This is a genomic window from Lacrimispora sphenoides JCM 1415, from assembly GCF_900105615.1.
GTDB classification, from domain to species: Bacteria; Bacillota; Clostridia; order Lachnospirales; family Lachnospiraceae; genus Lacrimispora; species Lacrimispora sphenoides.
The window spans coordinates 3,039,862-3,066,703 of sequence record NZ_LT630003.1; the positions used below are offsets into that span (position 1 = coordinate 3,039,862).

At 46.3% G+C, this 26,842-nt stretch carries 26 protein-coding genes and 1 tRNA gene; 6 read left to right on the top strand and 21 right to left on the bottom strand.

Annotated features, from left to right (window positions below; all coding sequences use genetic code 11):
• Nucleotides 1-2: 2 nt before the first annotated feature.
• From BMX69_RS13685 to BMX69_RS13705, 5 genes are read right to left on the bottom strand one after another with little or no spacing between them, the layout of a single operon-like run.
• Nucleotides 3-884, bottom strand: coding sequence for a 4Fe-4S dicluster domain-containing protein (locus BMX69_RS13685; RefSeq protein WP_100042634.1), 882 nt, complete (start codon nucleotides 882-884; stop codon nucleotides 3-5).
• Nucleotides 872-1,321, bottom strand: a complete 450-nt coding sequence (locus BMX69_RS13690; RefSeq protein WP_054790380.1) for a hydrogenase iron-sulfur subunit — start codon at nucleotides 1,319-1,321, stop codon at nucleotides 872-874. The genes BMX69_RS13685 and BMX69_RS13690 overlap by 13 nt, the downstream gene beginning before the upstream one ends.
• Nucleotides 1,312-3,300 (bottom strand): CoB--CoM heterodisulfide reductase iron-sulfur subunit A family protein, encoded by a 1,989-nt coding sequence (locus BMX69_RS13695; protein ID WP_100042635.1) that lies wholly within the window; start codon nucleotides 3,298-3,300, stop codon nucleotides 1,312-1,314. Before BMX69_RS13695 ends, BMX69_RS13690 begins: the two co-directional genes overlap by 10 nt.
• A 22-nt stretch (nucleotides 3,301-3,322) precedes the next feature.
• Nucleotides 3,323-3,694 (bottom strand): 4Fe-4S dicluster domain-containing protein, encoded by a 372-nt coding sequence (locus BMX69_RS13700; protein ID WP_025234496.1) that lies wholly within the window; start codon nucleotides 3,692-3,694, stop codon nucleotides 3,323-3,325.
• On the bottom strand, nucleotides 3,691-4,491 hold the full coding sequence (locus BMX69_RS13705; RefSeq protein WP_100042636.1) for a CoB--CoM heterodisulfide reductase iron-sulfur subunit B family protein: 801 nt from the start codon (nucleotides 4,489-4,491) through the stop codon (nucleotides 3,691-3,693). The genes BMX69_RS13700 and BMX69_RS13705 overlap by 4 nt, the downstream gene beginning before the upstream one ends.
• Nucleotides 4,492-4,702: 211 nt before the next feature.
• On the opposite strand from BMX69_RS13705, the gene glpK reads away from it, so the two are divergent.
• The gene (gene glpK / locus BMX69_RS13710; RefSeq protein ID WP_100042637.1) at nucleotides 4,703-6,199 is read left to right on the top strand and encodes a glycerol kinase GlpK; all 1,497 of its coding nucleotides are present in this window, start codon (nucleotides 4,703-4,705) and stop codon (nucleotides 6,197-6,199) included.
• 32 nt (nucleotides 6,200-6,231) lie between these two features.
• Nucleotides 6,232-6,942, top strand: a complete 711-nt coding sequence (locus BMX69_RS13715) for an MIP/aquaporin family protein (protein ID WP_054790381.1) — start codon at nucleotides 6,232-6,234, stop codon at nucleotides 6,940-6,942.
• Nucleotides 6,943-7,024: 82 nt separating this feature from the next.
• Here BMX69_RS13715 and BMX69_RS13720 read toward each other — a convergent pair whose 3' ends face one another.
• From BMX69_RS13720 to BMX69_RS13740, 5 genes are all read right to left on the bottom strand, one after another.
• Complete coding sequence (locus BMX69_RS13720) at nucleotides 7,025-7,717, bottom strand: response regulator (RefSeq protein WP_100042638.1); 693 nt, start codon at nucleotides 7,715-7,717, stop codon at nucleotides 7,025-7,027.
• Between the two features lie 183 nt (nucleotides 7,718-7,900).
• A complete protein-coding gene (locus BMX69_RS13725; protein WP_054790383.1) occupies nucleotides 7,901-8,944 on the bottom strand; it encodes an electron transfer flavoprotein subunit alpha/FixB family protein in 1,044 nt (347 codons plus the stop codon).
• A gap of 24 nt (nucleotides 8,945-8,968) precedes the next feature.
• Nucleotides 8,969-9,751, bottom strand: coding sequence for an electron transfer flavoprotein subunit beta/FixA family protein (locus BMX69_RS13730; protein WP_054790384.1), 783 nt, complete (start codon nucleotides 9,749-9,751; stop codon nucleotides 8,969-8,971).
• 12 nt (nucleotides 9,752-9,763) lie between these two features.
• Complete coding sequence (locus BMX69_RS13735) at nucleotides 9,764-10,915, bottom strand: acyl-CoA dehydrogenase (RefSeq protein WP_100042639.1); 1,152 nt, start codon at nucleotides 10,913-10,915, stop codon at nucleotides 9,764-9,766.
• 43 nt (nucleotides 10,916-10,958) lie between these two features.
• Nucleotides 10,959-11,861 carry a LysR family transcriptional regulator gene (locus BMX69_RS13740; RefSeq protein ID WP_092244239.1) on the bottom strand — a complete coding sequence of 301 codons (903 nt, stop codon included), beginning with the start codon at nucleotides 11,859-11,861 and terminating at the stop codon, nucleotides 10,959-10,961.
• 121 nt (nucleotides 11,862-11,982) lie between these two features.
• Here BMX69_RS13740 and BMX69_RS13745 point away from each other — a divergent pair, with 121 nt between their 5' ends.
• Complete coding sequence (locus BMX69_RS13745; RefSeq protein WP_025234505.1) at nucleotides 11,983-12,270, top strand: NifU family protein; 288 nt, start codon at nucleotides 11,983-11,985, stop codon at nucleotides 12,268-12,270.
• Between the two features lie 120 nt (nucleotides 12,271-12,390).
• On the opposite strand, the gene BMX69_RS13750 is transcribed toward BMX69_RS13745, so the two are convergent.
• The 8 genes from BMX69_RS13750 to BMX69_RS13785 all read right to left on the bottom strand — a co-directional run bounded on the left by BMX69_RS13750 (nucleotide 12,391) and on the right by BMX69_RS13785 (nucleotide 21,482).
• A complete protein-coding gene (locus BMX69_RS13750; RefSeq protein ID WP_100042640.1) occupies nucleotides 12,391-13,698 on the bottom strand; it encodes an acetyl-CoA hydrolase/transferase family protein in 1,308 nt (435 codons plus the stop codon).
• Between the two features lie 4 nt (nucleotides 13,699-13,702).
• The gene (locus tag BMX69_RS13755; RefSeq protein ID WP_100042641.1) at nucleotides 13,703-15,019 is read right to left on the bottom strand and encodes an acetyl-CoA hydrolase/transferase family protein; all 1,317 of its coding nucleotides are present in this window, start codon (nucleotides 15,017-15,019) and stop codon (nucleotides 13,703-13,705) included.
• Between the two features lie 40 nt (nucleotides 15,020-15,059).
• The gene (locus BMX69_RS13760; protein WP_025234508.1) at nucleotides 15,060-16,508 is read right to left on the bottom strand and encodes a 4-hydroxyphenylacetate 3-hydroxylase family protein; all 1,449 of its coding nucleotides are present in this window, start codon (nucleotides 16,506-16,508) and stop codon (nucleotides 15,060-15,062) included.
• A 27-nt stretch (nucleotides 16,509-16,535) separates the two neighbouring features.
• Nucleotides 16,536-17,651 carry a 4-hydroxybutyrate dehydrogenase gene (locus BMX69_RS13765; protein WP_054790386.1) on the bottom strand — a complete coding sequence of 372 codons (1,116 nt, stop codon included), beginning with the start codon at nucleotides 17,649-17,651 and terminating at the stop codon, nucleotides 16,536-16,538.
• Nucleotides 17,652-17,662: 11 nt separating this feature from the next.
• Nucleotides 17,663-19,021, bottom strand: a complete 1,359-nt coding sequence (locus BMX69_RS13770; RefSeq protein ID WP_054790387.1) for an aldehyde dehydrogenase family protein — start codon at nucleotides 19,019-19,021, stop codon at nucleotides 17,663-17,665.
• A gap of 238 nt (nucleotides 19,022-19,259) precedes the next feature.
• A complete protein-coding gene (locus tag BMX69_RS13775) occupies nucleotides 19,260-19,994 on the bottom strand; it encodes an amino acid ABC transporter ATP-binding protein (RefSeq protein WP_054790405.1) in 735 nt (244 codons plus the stop codon).
• Between the two features lie 4 nt (nucleotides 19,995-19,998).
• A complete protein-coding gene (locus BMX69_RS13780; RefSeq protein ID WP_038277200.1) occupies nucleotides 19,999-20,691 on the bottom strand; it encodes an amino acid ABC transporter permease in 693 nt (230 codons plus the stop codon).
• Nucleotides 20,692-20,708: 17 nt separating this feature from the next.
• On the bottom strand, nucleotides 20,709-21,482 hold the full coding sequence (locus tag BMX69_RS13785; RefSeq protein ID WP_054790388.1) for a basic amino acid ABC transporter substrate-binding protein: 774 nt from the start codon (nucleotides 21,480-21,482) through the stop codon (nucleotides 20,709-20,711).
• 300 nt (nucleotides 21,483-21,782) lie between these two features.
• Between BMX69_RS13785 and BMX69_RS13790 the strand changes: the two genes are divergently transcribed.
• Together BMX69_RS13790 and BMX69_RS13795 are read left to right on the top strand one after the other, a co-directional pair.
• Complete coding sequence (locus tag BMX69_RS13790; RefSeq protein ID WP_100042642.1) at nucleotides 21,783-22,559, top strand: TMEM164 family acyltransferase; 777 nt, start codon at nucleotides 21,783-21,785, stop codon at nucleotides 22,557-22,559.
• A gap of 44 nt (nucleotides 22,560-22,603) precedes the next feature.
• Nucleotides 22,604-23,029 carry a C-GCAxxG-C-C family protein gene (locus tag BMX69_RS13795; RefSeq protein ID WP_054790389.1) on the top strand — a complete coding sequence of 142 codons (426 nt, stop codon included), beginning with the start codon at nucleotides 22,604-22,606 and terminating at the stop codon, nucleotides 23,027-23,029.
• A gap of 63 nt (nucleotides 23,030-23,092) precedes the next feature.
• Here the strand turns inward: BMX69_RS13795 and BMX69_RS13800 are convergent, their stop codons facing one another.
• Complete coding sequence (locus BMX69_RS13800; RefSeq protein ID WP_100042643.1) at nucleotides 23,093-23,830, bottom strand: peptidoglycan recognition protein family protein; 738 nt, start codon at nucleotides 23,828-23,830, stop codon at nucleotides 23,093-23,095.
• A 259-nt stretch (nucleotides 23,831-24,089) separates the two neighbouring features.
• The gene (locus BMX69_RS13805) at nucleotides 24,090-24,311 is read right to left on the bottom strand and encodes an HPr family phosphocarrier protein (protein WP_054790391.1); all 222 of its coding nucleotides are present in this window, start codon (nucleotides 24,309-24,311) and stop codon (nucleotides 24,090-24,092) included.
• Between the two features lie 291 nt (nucleotides 24,312-24,602).
• Here BMX69_RS13805 and BMX69_RS13810 point away from each other — a divergent pair.
• A tRNA-Ser gene (locus tag BMX69_RS13810) sits at nucleotides 24,603-24,688 on the top strand.
• Between the two features lie 77 nt (nucleotides 24,689-24,765).
• Here BMX69_RS13810 and tet read toward each other — a convergent pair.
• The gene (tet, locus tag BMX69_RS13815) at nucleotides 24,766-26,718 is read right to left on the bottom strand and encodes a tetracycline resistance ribosomal protection protein (protein WP_100042644.1); all 1,953 of its coding nucleotides are present in this window, start codon (nucleotides 26,716-26,718) and stop codon (nucleotides 24,766-24,768) included.
• Nucleotides 26,719-26,842: the final 124 nt, after the last annotated feature.

Below are 26,842 nucleotides of genomic sequence, written 5' to 3' on the forward strand. Positions count from 1 at the left end.
TTTTAACATTCAGACACACCGCCTTTCCCGTATACGGCCGAAACTTCCGGATCAGACTCCTTAAACTCCGTTAACGGAGACTTAGCTTCAGGATTTTCTCCTGCCTGATAGGTTCCGTACCGTTCATTAATTTCCTCTATCATTTTCCGGTTAAGCAGATAGAGAGGAATGTTCTGGGGACAGACCCGGCTGCATTCCCCGCAGTCCGTGCACCTTCCCGCCACGTGGAAGGCTCTTATGATATGAAACAGATTTTCTTCAAAAGCATCGGAATTGGCCTTTGCCTCTATTCCGGAATCCCGGTTGTCAAACACGCATTTGATGCAGCTGCAGGCAGGACATACGTTGCGGCAGGCATTGCAGCGGATGCATTTGGAAAGCTGTCCACGCCAGAATGCAAAACGTTCTTCTGCAGTCATCTGGTTTAATTTCTCTTCTTCACAGGAGGGAACCGGAGCCGGAACGGTCAGATCCGATTCTATGATCTGGTCGAAGGCTTTGAAATCATTGCCCTTGCAGGAAAGGCATTTAAAGAGAAGACCCTTTTCATCCCTCATTCCGCCGCAGGGAACGCCCAGAATGTAAACCTTTTCCCTGTTTACCCGATTCTCCGATAAAAGCTGGTTAAATCCATATGTATCGCAGGGCTTTAAAAGGACCAGTACCTTTCCTTCTTTTTCCATTTCTTTTATCAGGAATTTGCTTAGATTTACGCCGCAGTGCTCATTGTAAACAAGACGGGAAATACGTTCCCGGCTCCGGAACAGGGCGGGAGCCGCGTCATAGTCAAAGAGTCCTTTTTCCCATGCAAGAATCCGGTTTACCTCTCCATGATCCCAGAGCTTTTTACACGTTTCTTTTATGGTCTTTTCTATGGCATGCATCGTAAATCCCTCAGCTTTCTGTTTGGTCCCAGTTCTTTAATCGTCTGGGTGAAGGCATTCATGGTCGCAGAGAACTTGGCACCCTCTGCTGCGGAAATCCATTCCACCCTGGTTCTTTCCCTTTCGATTCCCAGGTAGTCCAACATGTCAAACAAAAGGGCCATCCTTCTTCTGGTATAGTAATTGCCTGTGGAATAATGGCAGTCACCCGGATGGCAGCCGGCTAAGATCACACCATCTGCCCCCTTTTCAAAGGCCCTTAACAGGAATATGGGATTCACCCTGCAGGAACAGGGGACCCGGATAATCTTTACTTCTGCCGGATAGGAAGAGCGGCTGGAACCCGCCAGATCGGCCCCTGCATAGCTGCACCAGTTGCAGCAAAATGCCAGGATGAGAGGCCGGAACTCCTTGTTGCTGTTATCTTCTATCTGCATATCGCATCTACCTCCGCCATAATCTGTTTTGCAGTAAATCCCTTTAAGTCCATGGCTCCGGATGGGCAGGTCACCGTACAGGCTCCGCAGCCCTGGCACACCGCCTCGTTTACCACAGCTATCCTCCGCGTTTGCCTGACCCCATGATCCCAGATCTCTCTCACTTCGTAGTCAATCGCTCCGTAAGGACAGACTTTGGAACAGCCCGAACATCCGCTGCACAAACGTTCCTCTGCCTTTGCCACCTGAGGGTTATTAAGAAGCTTCTTTCTGCTTAAAAGACCGATGACCTTGGCTGCGGCTGCTCCTGCCTGGGCCACTGTCTCCGGAATGTCTTTGGGACCCTGGCACGTTCCTGATAAAAATACTCCGGCAGTGGGACTTTCCACGGGCCTCAGCTTGGGATGGGCCTCCGTAAAAAAGTCATTGGTGTCCATACTGGCCGTGAGCATCGTAGCCAGAGCCCTGGCTGATTTATCCGGCTCTATGGCCGTTGCCAATACCACCATATCCGTATGTAACAGAAGCTGTTCTCCAGTCAGCAAGTCGGAGGCCTGTACTAACAGCTTACCGTCCTTTTGCTCCATGACCTTTCCCACCATTCCCTTCCGGTAATCAACGCCGTAATCTTCCACTGCCCTGCGGTAAAATTCGTCGAAATTCTTTCCCGGTGTGCGAACGTCAATGTAAAATACATGAACATGAATGTCCGGATATTTGTCACGGATCATCATGGCGTGTTTGGCCGTGTACATGCAGCAAATCTTGGAACAGTAGCTCTTTTCCCTGCAGGATTCCCCCCTGGAGCCGACGCACTGGACAAATACCATATCGTTTGGGTGCTTGCGGCTTGAAGGCTTTACCAGTTCTCCCTTTGTGGGGCCGGCGGCGTTCATCAGCCGTTCCAGTTCTAAGGAAGTGATGACGTCGGGACTTTTGGAATACTGGAATTCGTCAAACCGTTCCACGGATATGGGCTGAAACCCTGTGGCAGCCACAATGGCTCCGTATTTCCCGGTGATTATCTCATCCTGCTGGTCAAAGTCAATGGCTCCCACGCCGCAGGCCTTTTGGCATAAGCCGCATTTACCCGTCTTAAAATGAATGCAGGCTTCCCTGTCAATGGACGGTATGTTGGGGATTGCCTGGGCAAAGGGGATATAAATGGCAGGCCGGTTATCCAGTCTTTCATTAAATTCGTTTCCCGTTTTCTTAGAAGGGCATTTTTCCGTACACGCTCCGCAGCCCGTACACTTCTCTTCCCGTATGCTTCTGGCTTTTTTCCGGATATCAACGGTGAAATTCCCCACAAATCCTTTTACCTTCTCCACCTCACTATAGGTAAACAAACGGATCTTCTCGTGGGCTGCTGCGTCCACCATCTTAGGTGTGAGGATACAGGCCGCACAGTCCAAAGTGGGAAACGTCTTATCAAGCTGAGCCATTTTTCCGCCTATGGTAGGTGATTTCTCTACAATGTCAACTTCAAATCCTGCATCCGCAATATCAAGGGCCGTCTGGATTCCCGCAATTCCTCCCCCGATTACCAGAGCCCGTTTTGTCACCGGGGTTTCCCCCGCTGTCAGTGGTTCGTTGAAACGGACCTTGGCAATTGCCGCCTTTGCCAAAAGAATTGCTTTTTTCGTTCCTTCTTCTTTATCTTTATGGATCCAGGAGCATTGCTCCCTGATATTGGCGATTTCTACCATATAAGGATTCAGTCCCGCAGTCTGTGCTGCTTTGCGGAACGTAGCTTCATGCATGCGCGGGGAGCAGGAGCATACCACGATTCCTGTCAGCCCCTTTTCCTTTATGGCATTTTGGATCATAAGCTGGCCGGCTTCCGAACACATGTAGGAATAATCAGATGCAAAAACAACTCCCGGTTTTTCCTTTGCAGCTCCTACGACCTCATTTACATCCACAGTAGCCGCTATGTTGCTTCCGCACCAACAGACAAAAACTCCTATTTTCTGCAAATTCTTCCCCTCCTTTCTTTTGTCACCTGCTGTACTTTCTGAATGCTGCCATTAGGGCCTGCTGGGGAAGCGAAGGATCCAGCCGCTCCGCTATATCCTGGGGTTTCAGCCGGTTCCCCTCCGACGCCCTTAACTTTAAAACCTGGACGGCTTCTATGAGTTTCTGAGGCTTTACCCCTCTGGGGCACCGCTCCTCACAGACCAGACAGGACATACAGTAATACTGGGACTCCGATTCCAAAAGAGGGGTGATATGATTGTTTTGAACCATTTCCACAAATTGATGAGGGTGATATTCCATCTTTTCAAATGCAGGGCAGGAAGCGGTACATTTTCCGCATTTCATGCATTTTAAGGGGTTTACACCGCTGATCCTTAAAATTTCTTCCCTCACGTTTCTTCCTCCTGTTCTTTCACTCCCAAAGCTTCCGCAAAAAGTTCCGTAAAATAGTAGACCGGAATGCCATCTTTCAGACCGCCGTTTTCCAGATTGTATTTACATAGGGGACAGGCTGTAATCATGCCTTCCGCTCCCTGGTCCATAGCAGCTTCCATAATAGAGGAACTTTTTTTAGAAGCAAATTCCTCATCTTCCATGGTCACATATCCGCCGCAGCACTCGTTTTTTAAAGCGTAGTGAACCGGTTTTGCGCCGATTGCAAGGAGAAACTCTTCCATAACCGAAGGATTTTCCGGATCGTCAAATTTCATTACTTCAAAAGGCCTTAAAAGCAGGCAGCCATAATAGGGAGCTATCTTCTTTCCATTAAGAGGTTGTTTTACTTTTTCCCTGATCCGGTCAAAGCCTATCCGGTCGCGAAGCAGTTCTAAGTAGTGGATCACCTTTGTCTCACCTTCATAACCATTCTCAGGTTCCAGATAAGCGTTAATCTTCCTCCTTATTTCTCCGGAGGTCTTTACATCCTCATTCACTCTTTTTATCACGTGGTGACATGCAGAGCATACAGTCACCAGATCCTGCTTTTTATCCCCGGCCTCTCTTAATGCGCGCACAGGAGAAAGGCGTGTAGCCAGTTCGTCTGCCATCCCAGGGTAGACGCCTCCGCAGCATTGCCAGTCTTTTATCTCTTCCAGCTCAATCTCAAATATTTGGGCACAATCCCTGGCATAGCGGTCCAGCTTCTTCGCCTTTGCCTTCAATGTGCAGCCCGGATAATAGCTGTAAACCATTGTATAAAACCTCCCAACCTCTTACATTGATAATAATTTATCATATATCAGAAGTGAGCGGAATCATTGGAAAGTATTGAACACATTATGAAAGTAAAATAAATGGACTTGCGTTTCTTACTTACGTAATTCATTCTTTACTTTCTTATTCTTCTTTTTTCGCCAGGGTTCTCCTATAATGATTAAAAATTAAAGGAAAAGGAGATTTTTTATGGCAAAGTATGTAATGGCATTGGATGCGGGCACAACAAGTAACCGGTGTATTCTGTTCAATGAAAAAGGGGAAATATGCAGCGTTGCTCAAAAGGAATTTACTCAGTATTTTCCAAAACCCGGCTGGGTAGAGCACGATGCAAATGAGATTTGGTCCACGCAATTGGGGGTTGCAGTGGAGGCTATGTCCAAAATAGGTGCTTCTTCAGAAGACATTTCTGCAATCGGAATCACCAACCAGAGAGAAACTACTATCGTATGGGATAAGGCAACCGGCGATCCAGTTTATCACGCAATCGTATGGCAATGCCGCAGAACTTCTGAATATTGCGATTCCTTAAAGGCAAAAGGATTGGTCGACACCTTCCGCTCCAAAACCGGACTGGTCATTGATGCTTATTTTTCCGGAACCAAATTAAAATGGATTCTGGACAACGTAGAGGGGGCAAGAGAAAGGGCCGAAAGAGGAGAACTCTTATTCGGAACCGTAGAAACATGGCTGATTTGGAAACTGACGAAGGGACGGGTTCACGTAACCGATTACTCCAACGCTTCCCGGACCATGATGTTTAATATCAATACCTTAGAATGGGACGATGACATTCTTACAGAACTTAACATTCCAAAGTCCCTGCTGCCCCAGGCAAAACCCTCAAGCTGCATATACGGAGAATCCGACTCTCAGTTCTTTGGCGGTCCTATTCCGGTCAGCGGCGCGGCAGGGGATCAGCAGGCAGCACTTTTCGGGCAGACCTGCTTTACCGCAGGTGAGGCTAAAAATACATACGGAACCGGGTGCTTCTTACTGATGAACACCGGAGAAAAGCCTGTATTCTCCAGCAACGGCCTGGTAACTACCATTGCCTGGGGACTGGATGGAAAAGTGAATTATGCCCTGGAGGGCTCCATCTTCGTAGCAGGAGCCGCCGTCCAGTGGCTTCGGGACGAACTAAAATTCATTGATTCCGCTCAGGATTCCGAATATATGGCACGCAAGGTAAAAGATACCAACGGCTGTTACGTCGTTCCTGCTTTTACAGGACTGGGGGCTCCCCACTGGGATCAGTACGCCAGAGGCACTGTGGTAGGAATTACACGGGGCGTGAACAAGTGCCACATTATCCGCGCCACCCTGGATTCCCTGGCCTATCAGGTCAATGACGTGCTGCAGGCAATGAGATCGGATTCTGGAATCGAACTGGCCTCCTTAAAGGTTGACGGAGGAGCCAGTGCCAACAATTACCTTATGCAGACACAGGCAGATATCATAAATGCACCTGTAAACCGCCCTCAATGTGTGGAAACTACTGCAATGGGCGCCGCTTATCTGGCAGGCCTGGCAGTGGGATATTGGGAAAACAAGGAAGATGTTATAAAGAACTGGGCCATTGACAGGACCTTTGAGCCTGTTATCTGCGGGGAAGAAAGAACCAAGAGGATCAATGGCTGGAACAGAGCTGTGAAATATTCCTTTGATTGGGCAAAAGAAGATTAGAAAACTAAATAAAAGTTTCAGGGAGGAAACGTATGTTAATGTATATAGCAGAATTTTTAGGAACTATGATTTTGATTTTGCTTGGAGATGGCGTGGTCGCCAATGTTAACCTGGATAAGTCCGGTATGAAGGGTGGAGGCTCCGTCCAGGTCTCCTTTGCTTGGGGGTTAGCGGTTATGATACCTGCTTTCATCTTCGGCGCAGCTTCCGGAGCCCATTTTAATCCGGCTCTTACCATTGCCCTGGCGGCAGACGGAAGCCTTCCATGGGACCTTGTTCCGGGATATGTGATCGCACAATTTGCAGGAGCATTTACCGGTGCAATCCTGGTTTACTTATTGTTTAAGGATCAGCTTGATGCAACGGAGAGCCAGGCCACGAAACGAGGTGTTTTCTGTACTTCACCGGCGATTCCCAACACCGGCCGCAACCTGTTAAGTGAAATTATCGGAACATTTGTTCTTGTATTTGCCATTAAAGGCATCGGACAGACAGGAGCGGTTCCTGGACTAGGTAACTTCTTTGTGTTTGGAATCATCGTTTCCATCGGTATGTCCCTTGGAGGTTTGACCGGATACGCCATCAATCCTGCCAGAGATTTAGGCCCCCGGCTTGCTCACGCCGTTCTTCCTATCAAGGATAAAGGCAGCTCCAACTGGAAATATGCTCCCGTCGTGTTATTCGGGCCCCTGATCGGTGCCTTAGCTGCAGTACTTCTCTACAGCGCGATTCCCTGGGCATAAATATACCTTTACTATCCTGTTAATGTGACCAATAAGAAAAGAAAAAGGCCGGAACACCTGCCCAGTGTTTCCGGCACTTTTCTCACTCTGCCAGGCACTCCTCTTCGATTATGTAACGGTAAACAACACTGGGCCTTCCTCCGGTGTTATAATCAATGTCACTGATAACCCTCTGCTTTTCCAACAGATAGTTCATGTACCTTCTGACCGTCACACTGGACAACCGTACCTCTTTGGCTATCATATCGCTTGTCATTGGATCCAGCTGGTGCACTTTCATATAATCCAATATACTGCTTAAGGTAGCTTCCTGGATTCCCTTGCTGTTTTCTTCTGCCTGGGGCAGAGAAGAAATGTAAAAAAGCTTATCTAATTGGGACTGGGAGAAATTACGAGGTTTCAGAAGTTCCTGACTTTTCGTAAACTTCTCCAAAGCATGGTTAAACCTGGTATATTCAAATGGTTTTATCAGATAGTCGATAATTCCAAGCGAAAGAAACTTCTTAACATGCTTTACATCATTGGCGGAACTTACTACTATGACATCCAGATCCTTCTCCTGTCTCCGGATCTCCCGCAGAAGCTCCATTCCATCCATTTTCGGCATATACAGTTCCGTGATGGCCAAATCTACGGAATGCCCCTCTAAGTAGTTCAGAGCATCCTGTCCATTGCTAAAACAACCGCATACTTCCATATCTTTATTTAATTCTACAAAATGACGATTAATAGAAGCAACGATAGGGTCATCTTCAATGATGATTGTCTGATACATATTTTTCAACCCCTCCTGTAAATAATGGCTTCAAATAAGATACCTTTTTTTCATCCAACAAAAAAAGCGCACACAAAAGACAACTTTTCAGTTGTCCTGCTGCGCTCTCTTTCTCTCTGGACCGATATAAACTATTATAACATACCATAATCTCTATTTCAATAACCAATCAGACTGAGATCCTTATATTCCGGCCCTGACTGCCTGAAGCTGCCTGGTCAGTTCCGGAACGATTTTCTTCCAGTCACCGGTAATCCCGTAATCTGCGACCTCAAAAATGGGGGCGCTTTCATCCTTATTGATTGCAATGATCAGATCAGACTCTTCCATACCTGCCACATGCTGGATTGCCCCGGAAATTCCTACGGCAAAATACACATTGGGACGAACGGTCTTTCCGGTCTGCCCCACCTGTAAATCCTTGGGCTTCCAGCCCGCGTCCACAACGGCCCTTGAGCAGCTTACCTCTCCGCCCAGTGCACTTGCAAGTTCTTCCAGCAGGCGGAAGTTTTCCGGACAGCCTATGCCGCGCCCCCCTGACACCAGTATGTTAGCGTCCATAATGTCAGCGGTTTCATTTACAGCTTTCACAATCTCCAGAATCTCTGTATCGTACATGCTATGATGAAAGCCAGGATTTAATTCCTCGATCACAGCCTTTCTGCCCTGAATCTTCCCGGCGGTACGCATCACTCCCGGACGGACCGTAGCCATCTGAGGCCGATGATTGGGGCAGGCGATGGTCGCTATGGTATTGCCGCCGAAAGCGGGGCGCGTCATCAGAAGCTGATCATGCTTCTGCTCCTTACCCGAAACTGGATGTAACGGAAAATCTCCGATTTCCAGCTTTGTGCAATCCGCAGTAAGCCCTGTTGCAATTCTGGCGGACACTTTGGGCCCTAACTCTCTTCCCACAGCAGTTGCGCCTATGAGAACGATTTCAGGCTTGTATTCCCTGATTGCAGAAGCAAGTGCATGGGTATATGGCTCTGCACGGTACTCCTTAAACTCCGGTCCGTCCACGACGATCACCCTGTCGGCACCATATGCGGCAAGTTCATCCGTCAGCCCCATAATCCCATAACCAATGAGCACTGCGGTCACATCTGTATTTAAATCCTTTGCAAGTTCCTTACCTTTTCCAAGCAATTCAAATGCAATGCTGTTTAACCGGTTATCTGTCTGCTGTGCAAAAACGCAGATCCCTTTGTATTCTTCCAAATTCATATTGCCTGCCTCCCCTCTCTTCCGCTAAATAACATGTCTTTCCTTTAACTTTTCTACAATAAATGCTGCAGATTCCCCAGGGGTTCCGTTTATCATCTCTCCCGTCCCTTTTTTCACCTTATCGGAAGCCTTTGCGATCTGGGTGGGAGAGCCTTTTAATCCAATGTCCGTATCCGCTACGTCTTTTAAATCCCCTCTTCCCCATACCGTAATATCCGTATCATACGCATCAAAGATACCGCCCGGTGTCATGTAACGTGGCTCGTTAAGCTCTGAAAGCGCCGTGATCAGGCAGGGAAGCTTTGCCTTTAAAACGTGATACCGGTCCTCAAACTGACGTTCCACAACCACATTATCTCCCTCTACCCGGATCTTCTGGGCATAGGAAATCACCGGAATGCCTAAATGTTCGGAAAGCTGGGGGCCAACCTGGGCGGTATCTCCGTCAATGGCCTGACGTCCTGTTATAATCAGGTCGTATTCTAAGTTTCTGACTGCTCCGGCCAATGTGGAGGAAGTAGCCCAGGTATCGGCCCCTCCCAGCACCCGGTCCGTTATTAAGATTCCCTTATCCGCCCCCATGGCCAGAGCCTCCCGCAATACCTCTTCTGCTTTAGGAAGTCCCATAGTGACAGCAGTCACTTCCCCGCCATGCCGGTCCTTTAGACGAAGGGCTGCTTCCAACCCGGCTTTGTCGTCCGGGTTCATGACACTTGCCATGGCTCCCCGGTCCAAAGTGCCATCCGGCTTGAATTTCACCCCGTTTTTTGTATCAGGTACCTGTTTGATACAGACTACTATTTTCACAACAAGTCCTCCTTATTTTAAAATGTTCCCGGATATGACCATTCGCTGCACCTCCGAGGTTCCCTCGTATATCTCCGTGATTTTGGCATCCCGCATCATGCGTTCCACCTCGTATTCCCTGATATATCCGTAACCGCCATGGAGCTGTACCGCCTTTGTGGTCACATCCATGGCAGCCTCCGCCGCGTACAGCTTTGCCATGGCTGCTTCCACGCTGTAGGACTTTTGCGTGGCTTTTGCCATAGCAGCCTTATATACCAGAAGCCTGGCTGCTTCGATCCTGGCTGCCATATCTGCTAACTGAAACTGGGTATTCTGGAACTGGCCGATGCTGCGGCCAAACTGTTTTCTTTCCTTAACATATTTCACCGTGGAATCAAATGCTCCTTCTGCAATGCCCAGTGCCTGGGCAGCAATACCGATCCTTCCGCCGTCCAGGGTATGCATGGCGATCTGAAATCCCTTTCCCCTACTTCCAAGTAAGTTTTCGTCAGGGATGCGGCAATCCGTGAAAATCAATTCATAGGTAGAAGAACCTCTGATCCCCATTTTCTTTTCCTTTGTCCCGAAAGAAAAGCCCGGGGTTCCCTTTTCCACCAGAAAGGCGGAGATTTCCTTAATCTTTTTCCCACGCTTTTCCACCGTGCCGGTCACAGCAATAATTACATAAACATCGGCTTCTTTTCCATTGGTGATAAAGCATTTGGAGCCATTTATTACCCAGTAGTCTCCATCCAGTACTGCCTTTGTCTGCTGTCCCTGGGCATCGGTTCCTGCCCCGGCCTCCGTCAGTCCAAAGGCGCCAAGCTTCTTGCCGGAAGCCAGGTCAGGGATGTACTTTTGCTTCTGGGCTTCGCTCCCATAGTTAAGTATGGGATCAATACAAAGAGAAGTGTGGGCGGATACAATGACTGCAGTTGCCGCACATACCTTGGCAAGTTCCTCCACGCACATAACGTATGTAAGAGGATCACAGCCCTGGCCGCCGTATTCCTTTGGTACCGGAATACCAAGGAATCCGCATTTTGCCATTTGTTCAACGGTTGATTTTGGAAATTTTTCCGTCTCGTCGGTCTCCTGCGCCAGGGGCTTTGCTTCATTTTCGGCAAATTGCCGGAACAGGCTTCTTGCGAGAAGGTGTTTTTTCGATAAATTGAAATCCATGCTGGTGTTCCTCCATTTTTTTTAAAACCATAGTCCGCACTGCTCATTGCTTTTGTGGACATTGGCCTTCTAACATCTGCTGAAGCTGCTTTGCAGCCGAGCTTAAGGGCCGGCGGCTGTCGCTGACAATGCAGATACTTCGTTCCGGTATTTGTTCATGCAGCTTTATTTCTACGATCTCTCCCTTTTCAAGGGCCGGCCGGGCCAGCTCTTCGGGAACAAATCCAATGCCTAAGTTCTGCACGATTACCGGAAGAATCAAGTCAATTCCTGCCACTTCAATGGCCGGCTGCATGACCAGGCCGCAGGAATGGTAAAATTCCTGAAAAAAGGCAAAGGTAGTTGTGACATTTGACATGGTTATCAGCGGAAGGGTCGAAAGTTCCGAAAGGTAGCTGGTTTTTCCGCCGTATTCCTCATACTTCTTTCCTCCCGCCAGCAGGCTGCGGAAGGTCTTTACCTTGACTGCCTTTATGTTCTCATCACAGTAAAACGGCGTTGTAATAATTCCTAAATCTATTTTTCCTGCCTTCAGTTCGCTTAACGTCTGGGGCGTGTTATAGGTGAAGATGTTTAACCTGACCTGGGGAAATTGTTCTTTAAACTGATGAAGCCCAGTCAGCAGATAGGAATGCATAGCCATCTGTGTGGCTCCCACGTTGATCTGTTCAATCTGTTTGCCCAGTCTCTCCTTTAAGGCTTCCTCGCCCTGCATAAACTGCATACAGGCAGGTGCCACATAGCTGTAAAGCAGTTCCCCTTCACTGGTCAAAACAACGCCTTTTTTCGACCGTATAAACAGCTTACAGCCCAGCACATTTTCAAGGTTCTGTATATAGCAGGTCACAGAAGGCTGACTGGTTAAAAGAGCATTGGCAGCTCTTGTGAAGTTCTTATACTTAGCCACATAATAAAAAACTTTGTAATGTTCAAAATTGGCCGACATACCGATTCCCTCTTTTCTTTTATTGTTTTTTCCTATCTGTATTCATCAGATATTCGTATCAGTATCCGGATTGACAAAGGCTCCTTCCTGCTGTTACACTGTTTCAAAAGGAGGGTTTGCCATGATAGGAACAAGAGAGCAGATTGAAATGATTCTCAATAAGAAGGTGCGCCCGGCTTTGGCCAAACACGAAGGCAACGTCACGGTACTGAGCCTGGAAAACAACATTTTAAAAGTCCGGTTAACCGGCAAATGTTCCGGATGTCCCGCAGCCGGCCGCACCAGCGAAGAACTGATTGCGGCTGAAATCAAAGCCGCTTTTCCCTCTGTCACAGATGTAGTACTGGTAGAGGAAACCAGCCAGGAATTACTGGATGCGGCAAGGAGACTGCTGGGGCTCTCTTCTTAAAGACTAGTGATACCTTCCAGGTCCGGATGATATCTATCCGGACCTGGAACCGGGCATCTCTGCAGGACCCGGTATTTCTTACATACCATATATCCCGTGATAATACAAGGCTTTTCCGCATTAATACGGCTCCGAAAAACGCCTTTCAAATTCTTCTTTAAGTCCTTCTTTAAAATCCGGATGGGAAATCTTAACCAGCGCTCTGGCCCGTTCCCTTAACGTCTTTCCCTTCATACGGGCGATCCCTTGTTCCGTCACAATATAATCCACATCATTTCTGCTGGTCGTCACGGCTGCTCCTTCCGAAAGGAAAGGAACGATTTTCGATACACTTCCCCCTTTTGTGACAGAAGGGAATGCAATAATGGAGCGCCCGCCCTTAGACGCAGCTGCACCTCTCACAAAATCCACCTGTCCTCCCACTGCGGAATATTGCTTTAATCCAATGGCCTCTGCACATACCTGCCCCATCAAGTCGATCTGCAGCGCAGAATTGATGGATACCACGTTATCATTCTGGCTTATGACAAAGGGATCATTTACATAGCTCACAGGCATTAAGGACACGGCCGGATTGTCATTTACAAAGTCATACAGCCTTCTCGTTCCAAGCATAAAGGTAACCACCATTTTCCCTTTGTCAATGTTCTTCTTTTTTCCTGTAATGACTCCTTTCTCATACAAATCCACCACTCCGTCAGATACCATCTCGGAATGGATTCCCAAATCCTTTTTATCGTCCAGACATCTTAAAACCGCATCCGGTATGGCGCCGATTCCAAGCTGGAGGCAGTCTCCATCCCGTACAAGGGAAGCAATGTGCCTTCCGATGGAAGCTTCTGTTTCGCCTATCATGGAATTTCCATGTTCAAGAACCGGCTCGTTACTTTCCACAATGGCCGCCAGTCTGCTGACATGGATAAAATTGTCCCCCATGACCCTTGGCATATTGGGATTCACAGACCCGATCACCCTGGTCTTTGGGTTTTGTCCTGCTTCCTTTGCAAAATCACAGGAAATGCCATAGCTGCAAAAACCATGCTCATCCGGCGGAGATAAGGTGACTAAAAATACATCCGCAGGCTCCACATTTACCACATAATCTGGTATCTGATAAAAGAAGCAGGGCGTATAATCCCCTTTCCCCGCCGCGATGTGGTTTCTGCTGGCAGGGCCTACAAATAAGTTGTTAAAGCTGAAATGCCGCTCCATTCCAGGCCCTAAATACTTACAGGGCCCAAGATCGTGCTGCTGGACAATGCGTATGTTCCTCAAGTCCTGCTCAACCGCATAATCCACCATGGCATTTACAAGAATCCCTGGCTCTGAAGCCGCATGGGCGATCAGAACCGTATCACCGGAATGGATCTCCTTCACAGCCTCTTCCGGCGTTCTTAACTTTGAGGCATATATTTCTCTCCAATCCATATTCCTACACCTCCAGGTATTTTTCAGCAAAACGTTTTTCAAATTCCCTCGCAAGCTCCTCCCGGAACTGAGGAGCAGCGATCCGGATCAATTGACGGGCCCTGTCTCTTAGGGTATGCCCTTTCATCCTGGCAATCCCATATTCCGTCACAACATAGTCCACGTCATTTCTGCACGTGGTTACAGTCGCCCCATAAGTCAAATAGGGGACAATCCTGGAAATAGTACCCTTTTTGGCAGTGGATGAAAATGCAAGGATGGAACGCCCGCCTTTTGAGAACGCGGCTCCGCGGATAAAGTCCACCTGTCCGCCGATACCGGAAAACTGCTTTAGGCCCATAGCCTCAGAACAGGCCTCTCCCATTAGATTCACCTGCAGGGATGAATTGATGGATACCATGTTATCATTGCGTCCAATGATCCCGGGGTTATTGACATAATCCACCGGAGCCATGTAAATGCAGGGATTGTTATCTGCAAAATCATACAACCGCCTGGTTCCCATAAGGAAGGACACCACCATCTTATCCGGATTAAAATTCTTGGCACTGCAATTAACAACGCCTTTCTCATATAAATCCACAATGCCGTCAGAAAGCATTTCCGAATGGATCCCCAGATTTTTCTTGCCTCCCAGGAATTTTAAAACAGCATCAGGAATCCCCCCGATTCCAAGCTGTAAGCAGTCCCCATCCTTTATTAAAGAAGCAATATGCTCTCCAATGGCCAGCTCCACGTCACCGCTCTCGGGGATTAACAGCTCCGTCACCGGCGTATCGTCTTCCACGATCACGTCAATGTCCCTGATATGGATAAAGCAGTCTCCGTGTGTCCTTGGCATGGTTGGATTTAGTACCCCGATCACCTTTACCCCCTCGATCTCCGCAGCCGGCTTGGTATAATCACAGGCCACACCAAAGCTGCAGTAGCCGTGCTCATCCGGCAGGGAGAAGGTTGCTAAAAGCACATCCGGCTTTAAGAAAGAACGGAACAAATCCGGTATTTGGTAAAAGAAACAGGGTGTAAAATCTCCCCGGCCGCTGTTGACACAGTCTCTGGTATTGGCCCCCAGAAAAAAGCTGTTCTGCCTGAAATGTTTTTCCATTCCCGGCCGGGCATAAAGAGAGTGCCCCATATCGATCTGCTGGTTGATCTCAATGTCTCTCAAATCCATTTTTACAACATAGTCCACCATGGCATCCACCAGTTTCACCGGCTCTCCCACCGCATGGCTGATGACCACCCGGTCGCCGGACTTGATGATTTTTACTGCCTCTTCCATCGTCTTAAGCTTTGACGAATATAGTTCTTTCCAATTCACACTCCCAAACCTCCCTGTTGAAATCTATTTAAGCCCCTACTTAATCCCGGATCTTTGCAATTTCTTTCGCAAGCTCTTTCTTCTTTCCAATGTTACCCTGGCGGGAAATCATGATCCTCTGGGCCTGGGGAGAACCGGCTCCATGCATGGATTCTGTCCGGTAACCCACTGCTGCGGTTCCAAGGGTCAAATTCTCGATCAGGCGCAGAATCTTAAGGCGGTTTTCCGTAGAAACTCCAGCCGTTCCCTTTAAGTATTTCTCCACCATCGGGCCGACGACCGGGCTTCTTAAATCCTTTTCTGAAGGTGCTGTCACCATAAAGCCCCCAGCAATATCCTCCGCCAGCCGTGCAATCTCATAGGGATACCTGGTAACATTCTGCTTACAGACGTTGGCAAGCAAAAGGTCGATCAGATAATTTCCGGATTCTGTAGGCGTGCCTTCCGCGGAACAGGCAATTCCGCAGCAATAGAGGGTCTCATTTAAGTGAACCATTTCGATGAGTTTATCCTTAATATGGGAAGCTTTCGGCACTCCGTTATAATCTGCAGCCAGTGCGGCGGCACCGATTAAAACATCTCCCACTCCCACTTTGCATCCGCCATAGGACTGCCTGTGGTAGCCTGCAAAGCGTTCCACCAGCATGCCTGCAAACTCATGTTCCCCATTTAAGAAGATCCTGTCATTGGGCACAAATACATCGTCAAATACAACCAGGGCTTCCACGCCTCCGAATTCACTGTTTCCTACATCCATGGAAGAACCTTCCAGCTTTCTGGTATCGCAGGACTGCCTGCCGATTATCATGGTAATTCCTTCTGCGTCCGTGGGCACAGCAAATGATACGGCAAAATCCTTATCTTCCGGCCCCATGGCTACGGTAGGCATGACAATTACCTCCTGGGAATTGATGATACCAGTCTGATGGGCCTTTGCCCCTCTGACTACGATCCCATCCTCACGCTGCTCCACCACCCGAAGATATAAATCTAAATCCGGCTGGGCATGTGGAGCCAGACTTCTGTCACCCTTTGGGTCGGTCATTGCACCATCCACCGTAAAGTCGCGGTCCTGGACCATGCGGAGGTAACTTTTGAAATTTTCATGGTAATGGGTGGAATACTTCTTATCAATCTCATAGGTGGTGGACCATACTGCATTAAATGCGTCCATTCCCACACACCGCTGAAAACAGGATGCTGTCTTCTGGCCGCAGAGCCTCTGCATCTTTACTTTTTTTATTAAATCATCCGTATTCCTGTGTATGTTGGCAAAACGGTTGATCTTGCGGCCATCCTCCAAGGTCACGGTCATCAGATCCTCGTATTCCGGCATCTGTGCCAGATCATAGGTCGCTTTTACCGAATTAAGGGATGGACGCAAAACCGGGTTGTCAACCACATTGTCAATTTTCTCCCCGAACATATAAACGTTCAGTTTCATTTTGCGCATGCTTTCCACATATTCTTCCCCTGTCATCAATGCCATTGCTTTTTCCTCCTTTAAGATCCGAAATTAATATAATTCCCTATAAATTTTTAAAACCCGCGCTTCGTCCAGAGGTACAAAATTGTTGGCCATAAGCCTCCCCTGACGCTCCATAACGCTCTTTGCAAATACCGGAAGTTCCTCCGGCTTTACTCCGTATTCATGCAGGGATTTCTTAGGAAGGACCGTTCCCAGCAGTTCGTCAAGCTTTTCATAGACCTCTTCCTCCCCGCAACCCAAAAGGCCGGAAATGCACTGGTTTAAGACTGCGATTTCTCCGTCCCTGCGTATTTCCATATAGTTTTTCAGCACTCCGGTAAACATGGCATAATTGCTTTCCCCATGAGCCACATGATAACTCCCTCCCAGAGGATAACTGGTGGCATGAACCGCCGCACATCCGGCAGTCCCAAAAGCAATTCCCGCATAATTACTGGCGATCAGGAAATCTTTCATCAGAGGTTTTAACGCTTCTCTTCCGTCAGCCGCTATTTTCTGATACCCCTTAATGATCATTTCAATGGCTTTGTATCCGAACAGCTTTGAATAAGGCGTGGCCTTAGGAGATAAACTGGATTCCACGGCGTGAACCAGGGCATCAATGGAACTGGCTGCAAATACACCAAAGGGAAGTCCGTGTAAAAGCTCCGGGACCAGTACCGCATCATCCGCATACATAGCGGGCGATACAAGGCCCATTTTCGTTCCCAGCCTGGTCCTGTTGATAATGGAAATATTAGTCACCTCGCTGCCCGTTCCGCAGGTAGTCGGAAGAATCACCAGCTTCCTTCTTTTTATCGCAGAAGCCGGATCCTCGTACAGGGAATCTAAGGAATCTCCTGACGAGACAGCCAGCACTTTGGCTATATCGATCACCGTACCGCCTCCTATGGCAATAATCCTTTGGCACTCCCTTCTCTCCGCTGCCTCAAGGATCTGGTCTACCATAACGTCTGTAGGTTCTCCTCCGCCGTATTCTTCCTGGAAAATCGTCTGCACTTCCAGCCCCAGGGTTCCAAAACAGGGATTATATATGTATTCATTGGTCAATACCAGATCGCCTCTTCCGAGTTTAAATTCCTTTGCAAACTCGGCGCAGGTATCGTAGTAAGAGATTTGTGTTTTTAATATTAATTCTGTCATGACTGCTCTCCCTATAAAAAGATCTCTTCATCCGACGGCTGCTTCCAGTTCTTCTTAACCAGAACGATCCTGCTCTTATTCATCAGATGGGTAAAAAACAGGTTTTCACTGATGGCGTTATTGCCCCAGCTTCCGCAGCCCAGAGTCGTGGTGGGATTTAACGAATTAGCAAACGCCCCGCCTGCCATGCTGGAACTGGTCTGGTTGACCATTACCCGGCTTACTGGAAGCTTTACCCCTGCATATTCGATGTGCCCTCGATTGTCCGACTGAATATCTGCAGAATGGCCTTCCCCTTCCACCAACAGGTTTTGGTAAGCAATCTCAACGGCTTCCTCCCAGGTTTTGTAGCTGTAAGCAGCCATTATGGGACACATTTTCTCTTTGCTCCACACAATCCCCGCTCCATATGTTTCCGGTTTGACAACAATTACCTTCCTGTCCTCAGGAATAGAAATCCCTGCCATTCCAGCTATGGCCTGCACGGACTGGCCCACTACATACTTACTGATGGTTCCACCCGGGAACACCACTTCCGCCAGCTTAGAAGTCACGTTTGGATCATCGATCACATATGCTCCCTGATCCTCGAATTCCTTCATGATCTTTTCATAATCCTTCTCCGGGGCGATAATGCTCTGGGTACCGGAACAGATGATGCCATTGTCAAAGATACGGCTGGCAATCATACGGCCTGCCGCCTCTTTGTAATTGATTCCTTCGTCAATCAATCCCTGCACATTGCCAGGGCCAACGCCATAGCTGGGCTTTCCGCTGGAATATGCGGATTTCACCATAGCCATACCACCGGTTGCAATCACTGCGTCACAGGCTGCCATAAGTTCTGTGGTCAGTTCTACACTGGGTTCCTCCATAACAAGAAAGATATCCCTTGGCACTCCCATCCGGTCTAATTCCTTATAATACAGATCTGCTACTGCAGCCGCGCATTTCCTGCCTCTGGGGTGAGGAGCGATGATAATGGTATTTTGACATTTGATAGCGAACATGGCATTGCACATGGGTGTAACCACCGGATTTGTACAGGGAGTTGCTGCCGCAATGATGCCCATCGGCTTTGCCATCTCAATAATTCCTGCCTCCTCGTCCCTTCCGATGATCCCAACCGATTTCCTGCCTTTCATCGCATTCCAGATAATTCTGGACTTTCCTTTGTTTTTCAAAATCTTGTCTTCATAAACTCCCATGCGGCTTTCCTCCACAGCCAGCTTTGCCAATGGCTCTGCATGGTCGAAAACCACCTTTGCGAACATCTTTACAATCTCATCTGTTTTAGCCTGGTCATAGGTGGCCAGTATCTCCTGCGCTTTTCTGGACCGCTCCACCAATGTTTGAACATACGAACCCATCCTTTGTTACTCCCTTCTAGTTATTTTTTTAACATTCTTGTTTTTATTTTAACACATTTTACATTTGTTGAAAAATACCAATAGTTGATTGCTTATGATAGGATTTTTGAATGAAAAAGCATAATAAAAAAACCGCCACTTTCGTGACGGTTTTAGACTGAACCAGTATTACCTATCCAACCACCCGATAGAATCAGGGGCAGACTCTCATCTGTCTTTTTTTTTAATCAAAAAATGTTTAAAGCACCTTACTCAAAAAAAGCTTCAATCTTTCATTTTGAGGATTGGCAAAGAACTCATTTGGTTCATTTTCTTCCAGGAAATAACCGCCGTCCATGAACATGACCCGGGTCGCCACTTCTCTGGCAAACCCCATTTCGTGAGTAACCACGACCATGGTCATCTTCTCGTCAGCCAACTCCCGCATTACATTTAACACCTCGCCTACCATCTCAGGATCAAGAGCGGAGGTTGGTTCGTCAAACAGCATGACATCCGGATTCATGCACAGGGCCCGAACAATGGCAATACGCTGTTTCTGCCCGCCGGATAACTGATTGGGATAGGAATCTGCCCGGTCTGCAAGGCCCACCTTATGAAGCAGTCCTAATGCCTGCTCTTCCGCTTCCTTCCTGCTGCGTCCCTGAAGTTTCATGGGAGCAAGAGTCAAATTCTTGAGAATCGTCATATGGGGAAACAGATTAAATTGCTGGAACACCATTCCCATCTTCTGACGGTGCTTATCAATGTCGGTTTTCTTATCTACAATGTCCACGCCTTCAAACAGGATATGTCCTCCGGTAGGTTCCTCCAGACGGTTTAAACAGCGGAGAAATGTACTCTTTCCTGAACCCGAAGGCCCGATCACGCATACCACATCGCCTTTATAAATATCAACGGAAATGTCCTTAAGCACTTCTACGTCACCAAACTTTTTCCCCAGATTCTGTACCTGAATCAGGGGATTTTCCATTCTATTAATGCTCACTTCTGTGCAGCCTCCTCTCCAGTAATTTTACGAGATATGAAAATACCATAACCATAACCAGATAAATAACGGCCACTGCAATAAGGGGCATAAACGCAGAATACGTACGGCTCTTAATGATATCGCCGCCCTTGGTCAAATCCTGCAGCCCTATGTATCCTGCTACAGAAGTCTCCTTTAAAAGGACGATAAATTCATTCGCAAGAGTAGGCACCACGTTTTTAAAGGCCTGGGGCATAACGATGAACCACATGGTCTGGGCGTAATTAAAGCCCAGGCTGCGGCCGGCCTCAAACTGACCTTTTTCAATGGAACTGATACCGCTCCGGAAGATTTCTGCCACATAGGCGCCAGAGTTGATTCCAAATGCCAGAATCGCTGTTGGCACCTGGCCCGGATCCGTGGATGCAAAGATGACAAAATACATGATCATCAACTGTACAACCACCGGTGTCCCGCGGATCACCGTCAGATAAACGCTGCAAACCGCATTTAATAGTTTCAGCTTATGGGTATTTTCATAGGTTGAACGTATGATTGCAACCAGAAATCCCAGCACAATACCGATTAAAACTGCAAAAAACGTGATTTTTAACGTGTTTTGCAGGCCGCCGGTAATGTATTTCCAACGGTCATCTACGATAAAATTCTGATAAAAATCATCTCTTAGCTTTTCCCACATAGCACTCTTCCTTTTTCTTATTCTGCGGTGATATATTTATCTACGATCTTCTTTAATTCACCGGATTCCTTTAATTCCTTAATGGCACTGTTCATCTTGTCTAACAGCTCTGCATTGCCCTTTTTAATAGCGATTGCATATTCTTCTTCGGTAAATGCTTCATCAAGGATCGCCAATCCTGCATTTTCCTTTACAAATACCTTAGCCGGCTCACGGTCAATGATAACTGCATCAATTTTATCCTGGGAAAGGGCCATAACTGCTTCCATTCCCTTATTAAAGCGCTGTACGCTTGCTTCCTCAATGTCATCTGCATAAATATCACCTGTAGTTCCGGTCTGTACTCCGATCTTCTTACCCGTTAAATCATCCGGTGTTTTAATCTCACTGCCTTCTTTTACAATGATGACCTGGGCTGCTTCTGCATAGGTATCGGTAAAGTCAACATTTTTCATTCTGTCTTCGTTAACAGTCATACCTGCGGCAGTAAAGTCCGCCTTTCCGGACTGAACAGCCGGGATTAATGAATCAAAGGCCATATCCTGTACATCCAGCTCCACGCCCATCTTATCAGCGATTGCCTTTGCGATATCCACATCGATTCCAACGATTTTATTATTGTCATAATATTCATAGGGCGGAAATTCTGCATTGGTTACCATAACCAGTTTTCCTGCAGCTTCTTTCTGCTCTGCAGCAGTTGTCTCTGTCTTTGTTCCGGAACCTGCACAAGCAGTTAATAAAGCTGCCATACATGCAACACCCACCATAGCAATTACTTTCTTTTTCATAATGATTCCTCCTCTTATATACACAAATATGCATAATTATTAAATAAAGTGCTAGTTATACATTATATAGCATTTTCGGAATTAATCAAGTACTTAATAAGAAGAAGATTCTTATTTTTCCGAAGAATTTTCATTTATCTTGCATGATTTCAGGCAATCCTATATAATATGGTTTATCGGAACTTGCAGAGCAAGCTTCAAAAAAAGGGCTGCTTTTTTGCCCATCAATCCGATTATCGAAAATGCTATTTACGATAATGCAGCTTAATCAGAAGTAAGAAAGGAAGGTCGGTAATCGCTATGAAGGAACTCCTTGAAAAAACAGCATGGCCCATGAATCCACCGGCTCCTTATTCTCTGTTCCACATCATATTTATTGCCGTAGGGCTTGCATCTGTGGTTTTTCTGGCTTATTACACCACCAGAAAAATAAACAGCTCCAGACTTCCGCGGCTGCTTTTTTTCTGCGGCCTTCTTCTGGCTGCCTCCGAATGCTGGAAACAGCTTTTTTTATATTATGTGGTAAATGAACAGACCTACAACTGGTGGTATTTTCCATTTCAGCTTTGCAGCCTTCCCATGTATCTCTGCCTCATTCTTCCGCTGGTCCCATCTAAGAACATTCAAAGAGTGCTATGCACCTTTATGCAGGATTTCAACCTTTTAGGAGGCATCATGGCATTGGCAGAACCATCCGGGCTTTTTCATCCTTACTGGTTCTTAACCCTTCACGGTTTGATCTGGCACCTGCTTTTGATTTTTATAGGGCTGGTCATCGCATTTTCCCGTCTTTCCGATACTTCGATTTTGGGATTCGTGCGGACACTCCCCCTGTTTTTCATCTGCTGCATCATAGCTTCTATTATCAATCGGACGGCAAAGCCTTTGGGTCAGGCAGATATGTTCTACATTTCCCCCTATTACCCGTCGGCTCAGATCGTTTTTCATGAAATTGCGTTAAAATACGGCATATCCATAGGGAATGCTGTTTATCTGTTTGCCACCTGCCTGGGCGGCTTTCTGTTTCACGTAATATTTTTAAAATTTCACTTGTTTTCTGCCCAGACCGAAGCGTAACCGGGCAATACAGTGGATATCATAACTTCAGGAGGAAACATTACATGCCAGACACAACATCAAAAAGAGTGGAAGAAGCTCTAAACAAGCATGCAAAGGGGTATAATTGCGCACAGGCTGTCTCCTGTGCCTTCTGTGATAAAACAAGCATTGACGAGGAAACCATGTTCCGCGTTACGGAAGGCATGGGCCTTGGTATGGGCGGTATGGAAGGTACCTGCGGGGCCATCAGCGCTGCTGCCGTACTTTCCGGACTAAAGAACAGTTCCGTCCACCTGGACCGGCCGGATTCCAAGAGGACCTCTCACGAAGCGTCCAAAAATTGCTTGTCCGAATTTAAGGAGCAAAACAAAAGCGTGATCTGCAAGGATTTAAAGGGCGTGGAAACCGGAAAGGTCCTCCGTTCCTGCAATGACTGCATCGCAGATGCCGTAAGAATCATAGACCATGAATTATTTGGAGAAGAATAATGTACATTGGGAGAATCTCCAATAAGCCTGACACGGCCTATTGGAGGTTCTTTATCTTTATCCTTATCTTTCCCCTTCATCCGGCAGCTTTCGGGCCGCTTTCACATCTGAAAGGAACTTCTTCCACGCATCCTCATGAGCTACAAAGTACCTTGGACAGTCCTTACCTGTGGCATCATAATGCCTTATCACGTCTTTTTCCGTCAATCCCAGATTCCTGCAAAGCCAGGCCGTCAGCTTTACCAGGGAATCATAAGTTTCATCATTAAATTTCCCTGTCTCATCAGGATGGCAGCATTCAATGGATACCGTATCCACATTTTTTTCCTTGGATGTGGCATAAGCTACCTCATAAATAGGAATTCCCTGAAGGATTTCTCCTTCCAGCCCAATCATGAAATGGCTGCTTGCCGAAATCTTCTTGTCTCCTGTCTGGTCCTTCAGACTGTCAAAATAATTCAAGTTCTGTTTGGCCGTAGTACCTGGATTGGCCACATAATGAACCACAATTCCATCCGCTCTTTTCATCTCTGTCCCAGGTCTTGAATAAGGATTTGGCTCAATAAAGTCCTCCTTCACCCAGTCAGGCATGGTAACCCTCTTTAGATCCACATAATTTTTAAAAAACAGCAGACTGATCCCCCATGCAATCCCTGCCAGGGCTATGGACAGAATGATTACTCTGACCACTATGTAGATGATCCGCCTTCTTTTTTGCTGCTTCTTTTGCTTCTGCCGCCTTATTCTGGCGCGGCGGCGGCGTTCCAGTTCGTCATAGCTTTCTTTTGTCTGATTTGTCATATCTCAAACTCCTGATTTTCCCTTTTACTAAGTTTACGTCTTTCCTTAGGATAAAGTCAATCAGAAACAGGCTAAAACTGCAAATTAAATCTCTTGTTGGATTAAACATTATCAAACCGGGTCTTGCCTGGCAGACTGCAGACCGATGTCATGGCAATGGACAGGGAAACAAACAGGGAAAGCCGGTCCCCTTTTCCTTTAAAAGATGGGACCGGCTTCTTCTTTTCTGTTCCTGCCTGATGTTTTAATATTCCAGTATTTAGGCGGCATGGCCTACTAATTCTTCAGGAGAAGCTGCTGCATTATGGCAAACGATCTCAACCTGTTTACCAATGCCGATGAGCATAACTCCCATCAGCGATTTTCCGTCAATAACCAGCTGGTTGTAAATGACATCAATATCAAAGCTGCACCTTTCCGCTCTTACTACAAATGCAATCAGATCTTCCACCGTAGAAAATGTATGTTTCAGATTTCTCATCTCTTGCACCTCCTTTTTTGATATTTTTTTGTGTGTCTTTTTAACAAAAACAAATAGGTTTTTCACAAAAAAAATATGCACTTTTTCATATATGTTCCTATTATTTCCATAGCATTGGTGCTTATACGGGAAAAAATGAAAAATTTACTAAAAGTACTACACAAAATAAGATTTCTCGTGTATAATTGTATCGTTCGTCTTTTTCATAAGGCGGAGCATATACGAAGCGGCTATTACGGACCTGATTTGATATCACGTAATCTCCGCATGCAAACAGCATATTTTCTACATGGAAGCGTATCGAAGTGGTCATAACGAGCCGCACTCGAAATGCGGTTGTCCGCAAGGGCACGTGGGTTCGAATCCCACCGCTTCCGCTAAAAGATTGGTCAAATAGAAACACCCTGCTATTTAGTAAAAAGCAGGGTGTTTCTCATTTTTAGCTGGAGCTACATTAAGTCGTTTTTAGGGGCGTAACTTCTTCATAAGCCTTATCAAATAAGTGGCGGGTTTTGTCCAACCGATCATCTGGCTTTCTTGCCTGAATAAAAATTTCTCCGGTATTTTGCTGGTATCCTGCATGTTCTGTTAAAAAAACTCCACAGCCTTTTGTTAACTCTGAAAGCTGCTCTTTGTAAATTTGTGATGTGCGGGCCGGAATTTTTCCAGTCACTACAATTTCATTATGCCGTGTTTTTATTGACTCAATCATTGCATGATATTTTTTTAAGTCATTATAAACACGAGCATTGCAATCTTGGGGGACATAAAGTTTGAATGACAAACACGGTTCCAATAACTCTGTGCCTGACTGTTTTAAAGCTTGTTCAAGCACGATAGGAGCCAGATGCCTGAAATCAGCCGGTGTACTTACTGGACTATAATACAATCCATATACAAAACAAATTTTAAGATCCGTCAATTCCCATCCGTATAACCCTTGTTCGCAGCCAGACCGAATACCTTCTTCAACGGCATTCTGGAATGACTTATTTAAATACCCATATGACACTTTACTTTCATATTGTACTCCTGCTCCAATAGGAAGAGGTTCTATTGACAATCCGATGGAGGCCCAAAAAGGATTTGGTGGAACTTCAATATGAGCGGTAAAAGCCGCTTTTTTTAAAGGACGTTCTTTATAAATAGTTGTTACATTTTTAATTTTAGCCTGAAGATGGTATCTACTCTGCAATAGAGCAACAATGATTTCCATTTGTACCTTACCAAGAAACTCCATTGTGATATCACTGCTTCTGGAATCCAGTTTATATTGTAAAAGAGGATCTGTTTCAGTCAGTTCCGACAAAGCTTCCAGTAGAATTGCTCTATCGGAAGAAAACATGGGGGAAATATTAGCCTGCATGATCAGGCTGTTATCATGTAAGGCCAAGTTGTTCCGTGGTATTGTACCAATGGTGTCTCCTATTTTTAGCCGGGCTTCATTTGGTAAAATAGCGATATCACCGCATTCAATTTTGTCTGCTTCTACAATTTTGCCATTGCTTGCGGTTTCCAGCTTTTTAATTTTCATACTGTCAGAATGGCCTTCGGGGGTTAGTACATCACGGGTTTTAATTGAGCCTCCAAAAATACGCATATATGTGCGCTTATTCCGATTATCATCTCTTTCAATTTTATAAACCAAAGCAACGAGTTTGGAGTCTGCCGGTAATATAATCGGATTGAATTCTATAAGAATAGCATCCATCAGTTCTTTTGTTCCTATATGTTTCAGAGCACTGCCATGATAAATAGGCAAAAGCTTACCGCTGTTTATATTTTTTCTTCTGCTATTTAACAGCTCCTCCGTTGTAATAGGCTGATCTAGCATATATTTCTTCAGTAAAGTATCATCCATCTCAATCATCGTATCTCTAAACTCTTCTGACAATTCATCAATTTCCGTGGGTAAAAGAGTATTATCATTTGTAATTCTCTGCATTACAAGAATATGGGAAGTTAATTTGTCTTTGATATCTTTATATATTAATTCAAGATCGATATCTGGCTGATCAATTTTATTAATAAAAATCAAAGCAGGAAGCTTCCTTTTTCTTATTGCATCGAAAAGAATACGTGTTTGTGCCTGAATACCGTCTTTGGCTGAGATCAGTAAAACAATACCATCTAATACATTTAAGGAGCGCTCTACTTCTGCATAAAAATCGATATGCCCTGGGGTATCAATTAAATTGATTTTCACATGATTCCATTCATAAGATGCTATTGACGCCTGTATCGTAATTCCTCTCTGTTTTTCAAGTGTCATAGAATCTGTAATAGTCGAACCGCGATCAACACGCCCTGATTCAGCAATTGTACCGCTGGTATAGAGCATGCTCTCTGTTAATGTTGTTTTTCCTGCATCTACGTGAGCCAGGATGCCTATATTCATTATTTTCATAAGTCACACCTCATACAATCGTTATAATACAAAGTCCCCTGTGATTGAAATACTTTCATCACAGGGGACTGCTATCATAACAATTATGAGCACGACTTAAAAAACTGTTAGAAAGAAGATCCTA

Coding starts and splice junctions, on each gene's coding strand:
- BMX69_RS13715 (WP_054790381.1), top strand. CDS start 6,232: ATGTTAATGTATATAGCAGAATTTTTAGGAACTATGATTTTGATTTTG.
- glpK (WP_100042637.1), top strand. CDS start 4,703: ATGGCAAAGTATGTAATGGCATTGGATGCGGGCACAACAAGTAACCGG.
- BMX69_RS13770 (WP_054790387.1), bottom strand. CDS start 19,021: ATGGGTTCGTATGTTCAAACATTGGTGGAGCGGTCCAGAAAAGCGCAG.
- BMX69_RS13775 (WP_054790405.1), bottom strand. CDS start 19,994: ATGGAAAATCCCCTGATTCAGGTACAGAATCTGGGGAAAAAGTTTGGT.
- tet (WP_100042644.1), bottom strand. CDS start 26,718: ATGAAAATAATGAATATAGGCATCCTGGCTCACGTAGATGCAGGAAAA.
- BMX69_RS13780 (WP_038277200.1), bottom strand. CDS start 20,691: ATGTGGGAAAAGCTAAGAGATGATTTTTATCAGAATTTTATCGTAGAT.
- BMX69_RS13735 (WP_100042639.1), bottom strand. CDS start 10,915: ATGGATTTCAATTTATCGAAAAAACACCTTCTCGCAAGAAGCCTGTTC.
- BMX69_RS13790 (WP_100042642.1), top strand. CDS start 21,783: ATGAAGGAACTCCTTGAAAAAACAGCATGGCCCATGAATCCACCGGCT.
- BMX69_RS13745 (WP_025234505.1), top strand. CDS start 11,983: ATGATAGGAACAAGAGAGCAGATTGAAATGATTCTCAATAAGAAGGTG.
- BMX69_RS13705 (WP_100042636.1), bottom strand. CDS start 4,491: ATGGTTTACAGCTATTATCCGGGCTGCACATTGAAGGCAAAGGCGAAG.
- BMX69_RS13685 (WP_100042634.1), bottom strand. CDS start 884: ATGCATGCCATAGAAAAGACCATAAAAGAAACGTGTAAAAAGCTCTGG.
- BMX69_RS13785 (WP_054790388.1), bottom strand. CDS start 21,482: ATGAAAAAGAAAGTAATTGCTATGGTGGGTGTTGCATGTATGGCAGCT.
- BMX69_RS13760 (WP_025234508.1), bottom strand. CDS start 16,508: ATGGCATTGATGACAGGGGAAGAATATGTGGAAAGCATGCGCAAAATG.
- BMX69_RS13805 (WP_054790391.1), bottom strand. CDS start 24,311: ATGAGAAATCTGAAACATACATTTTCTACGGTGGAAGATCTGATTGCA.
- BMX69_RS13720 (WP_100042638.1), bottom strand. CDS start 7,717: ATGTATCAGACAATCATCATTGAAGATGACCCTATCGTTGCTTCTATT.
- BMX69_RS13740 (WP_092244239.1), bottom strand. CDS start 11,861: ATGTCGGCCAATTTTGAACATTACAAAGTTTTTTATTATGTGGCTAAG.
- BMX69_RS13725 (WP_054790383.1), bottom strand. CDS start 8,944: ATGAATTTGGAAGAATACAAAGGGATCTGCGTTTTTGCACAGCAGACA.
- BMX69_RS13795 (WP_054790389.1), top strand. CDS start 22,604: ATGCCAGACACAACATCAAAAAGAGTGGAAGAAGCTCTAAACAAGCAT.
- BMX69_RS13690 (WP_054790380.1), bottom strand. CDS start 1,321: ATGCAGATAGAAGATAACAGCAACAAGGAGTTCCGGCCTCTCATCCTG.
- BMX69_RS13765 (WP_054790386.1), bottom strand. CDS start 17,651: ATGACAGAATTAATATTAAAAACACAAATCTCTTACTACGATACCTGC.
- BMX69_RS13800 (WP_100042643.1), bottom strand. CDS start 23,830: ATGACAAATCAGACAAAAGAAAGCTATGACGAACTGGAACGCCGCCGC.
- BMX69_RS13750 (WP_100042640.1), bottom strand. CDS start 13,698: ATGGATTGGAGAGAAATATATGCCTCAAAGTTAAGAACGCCGGAAGAG.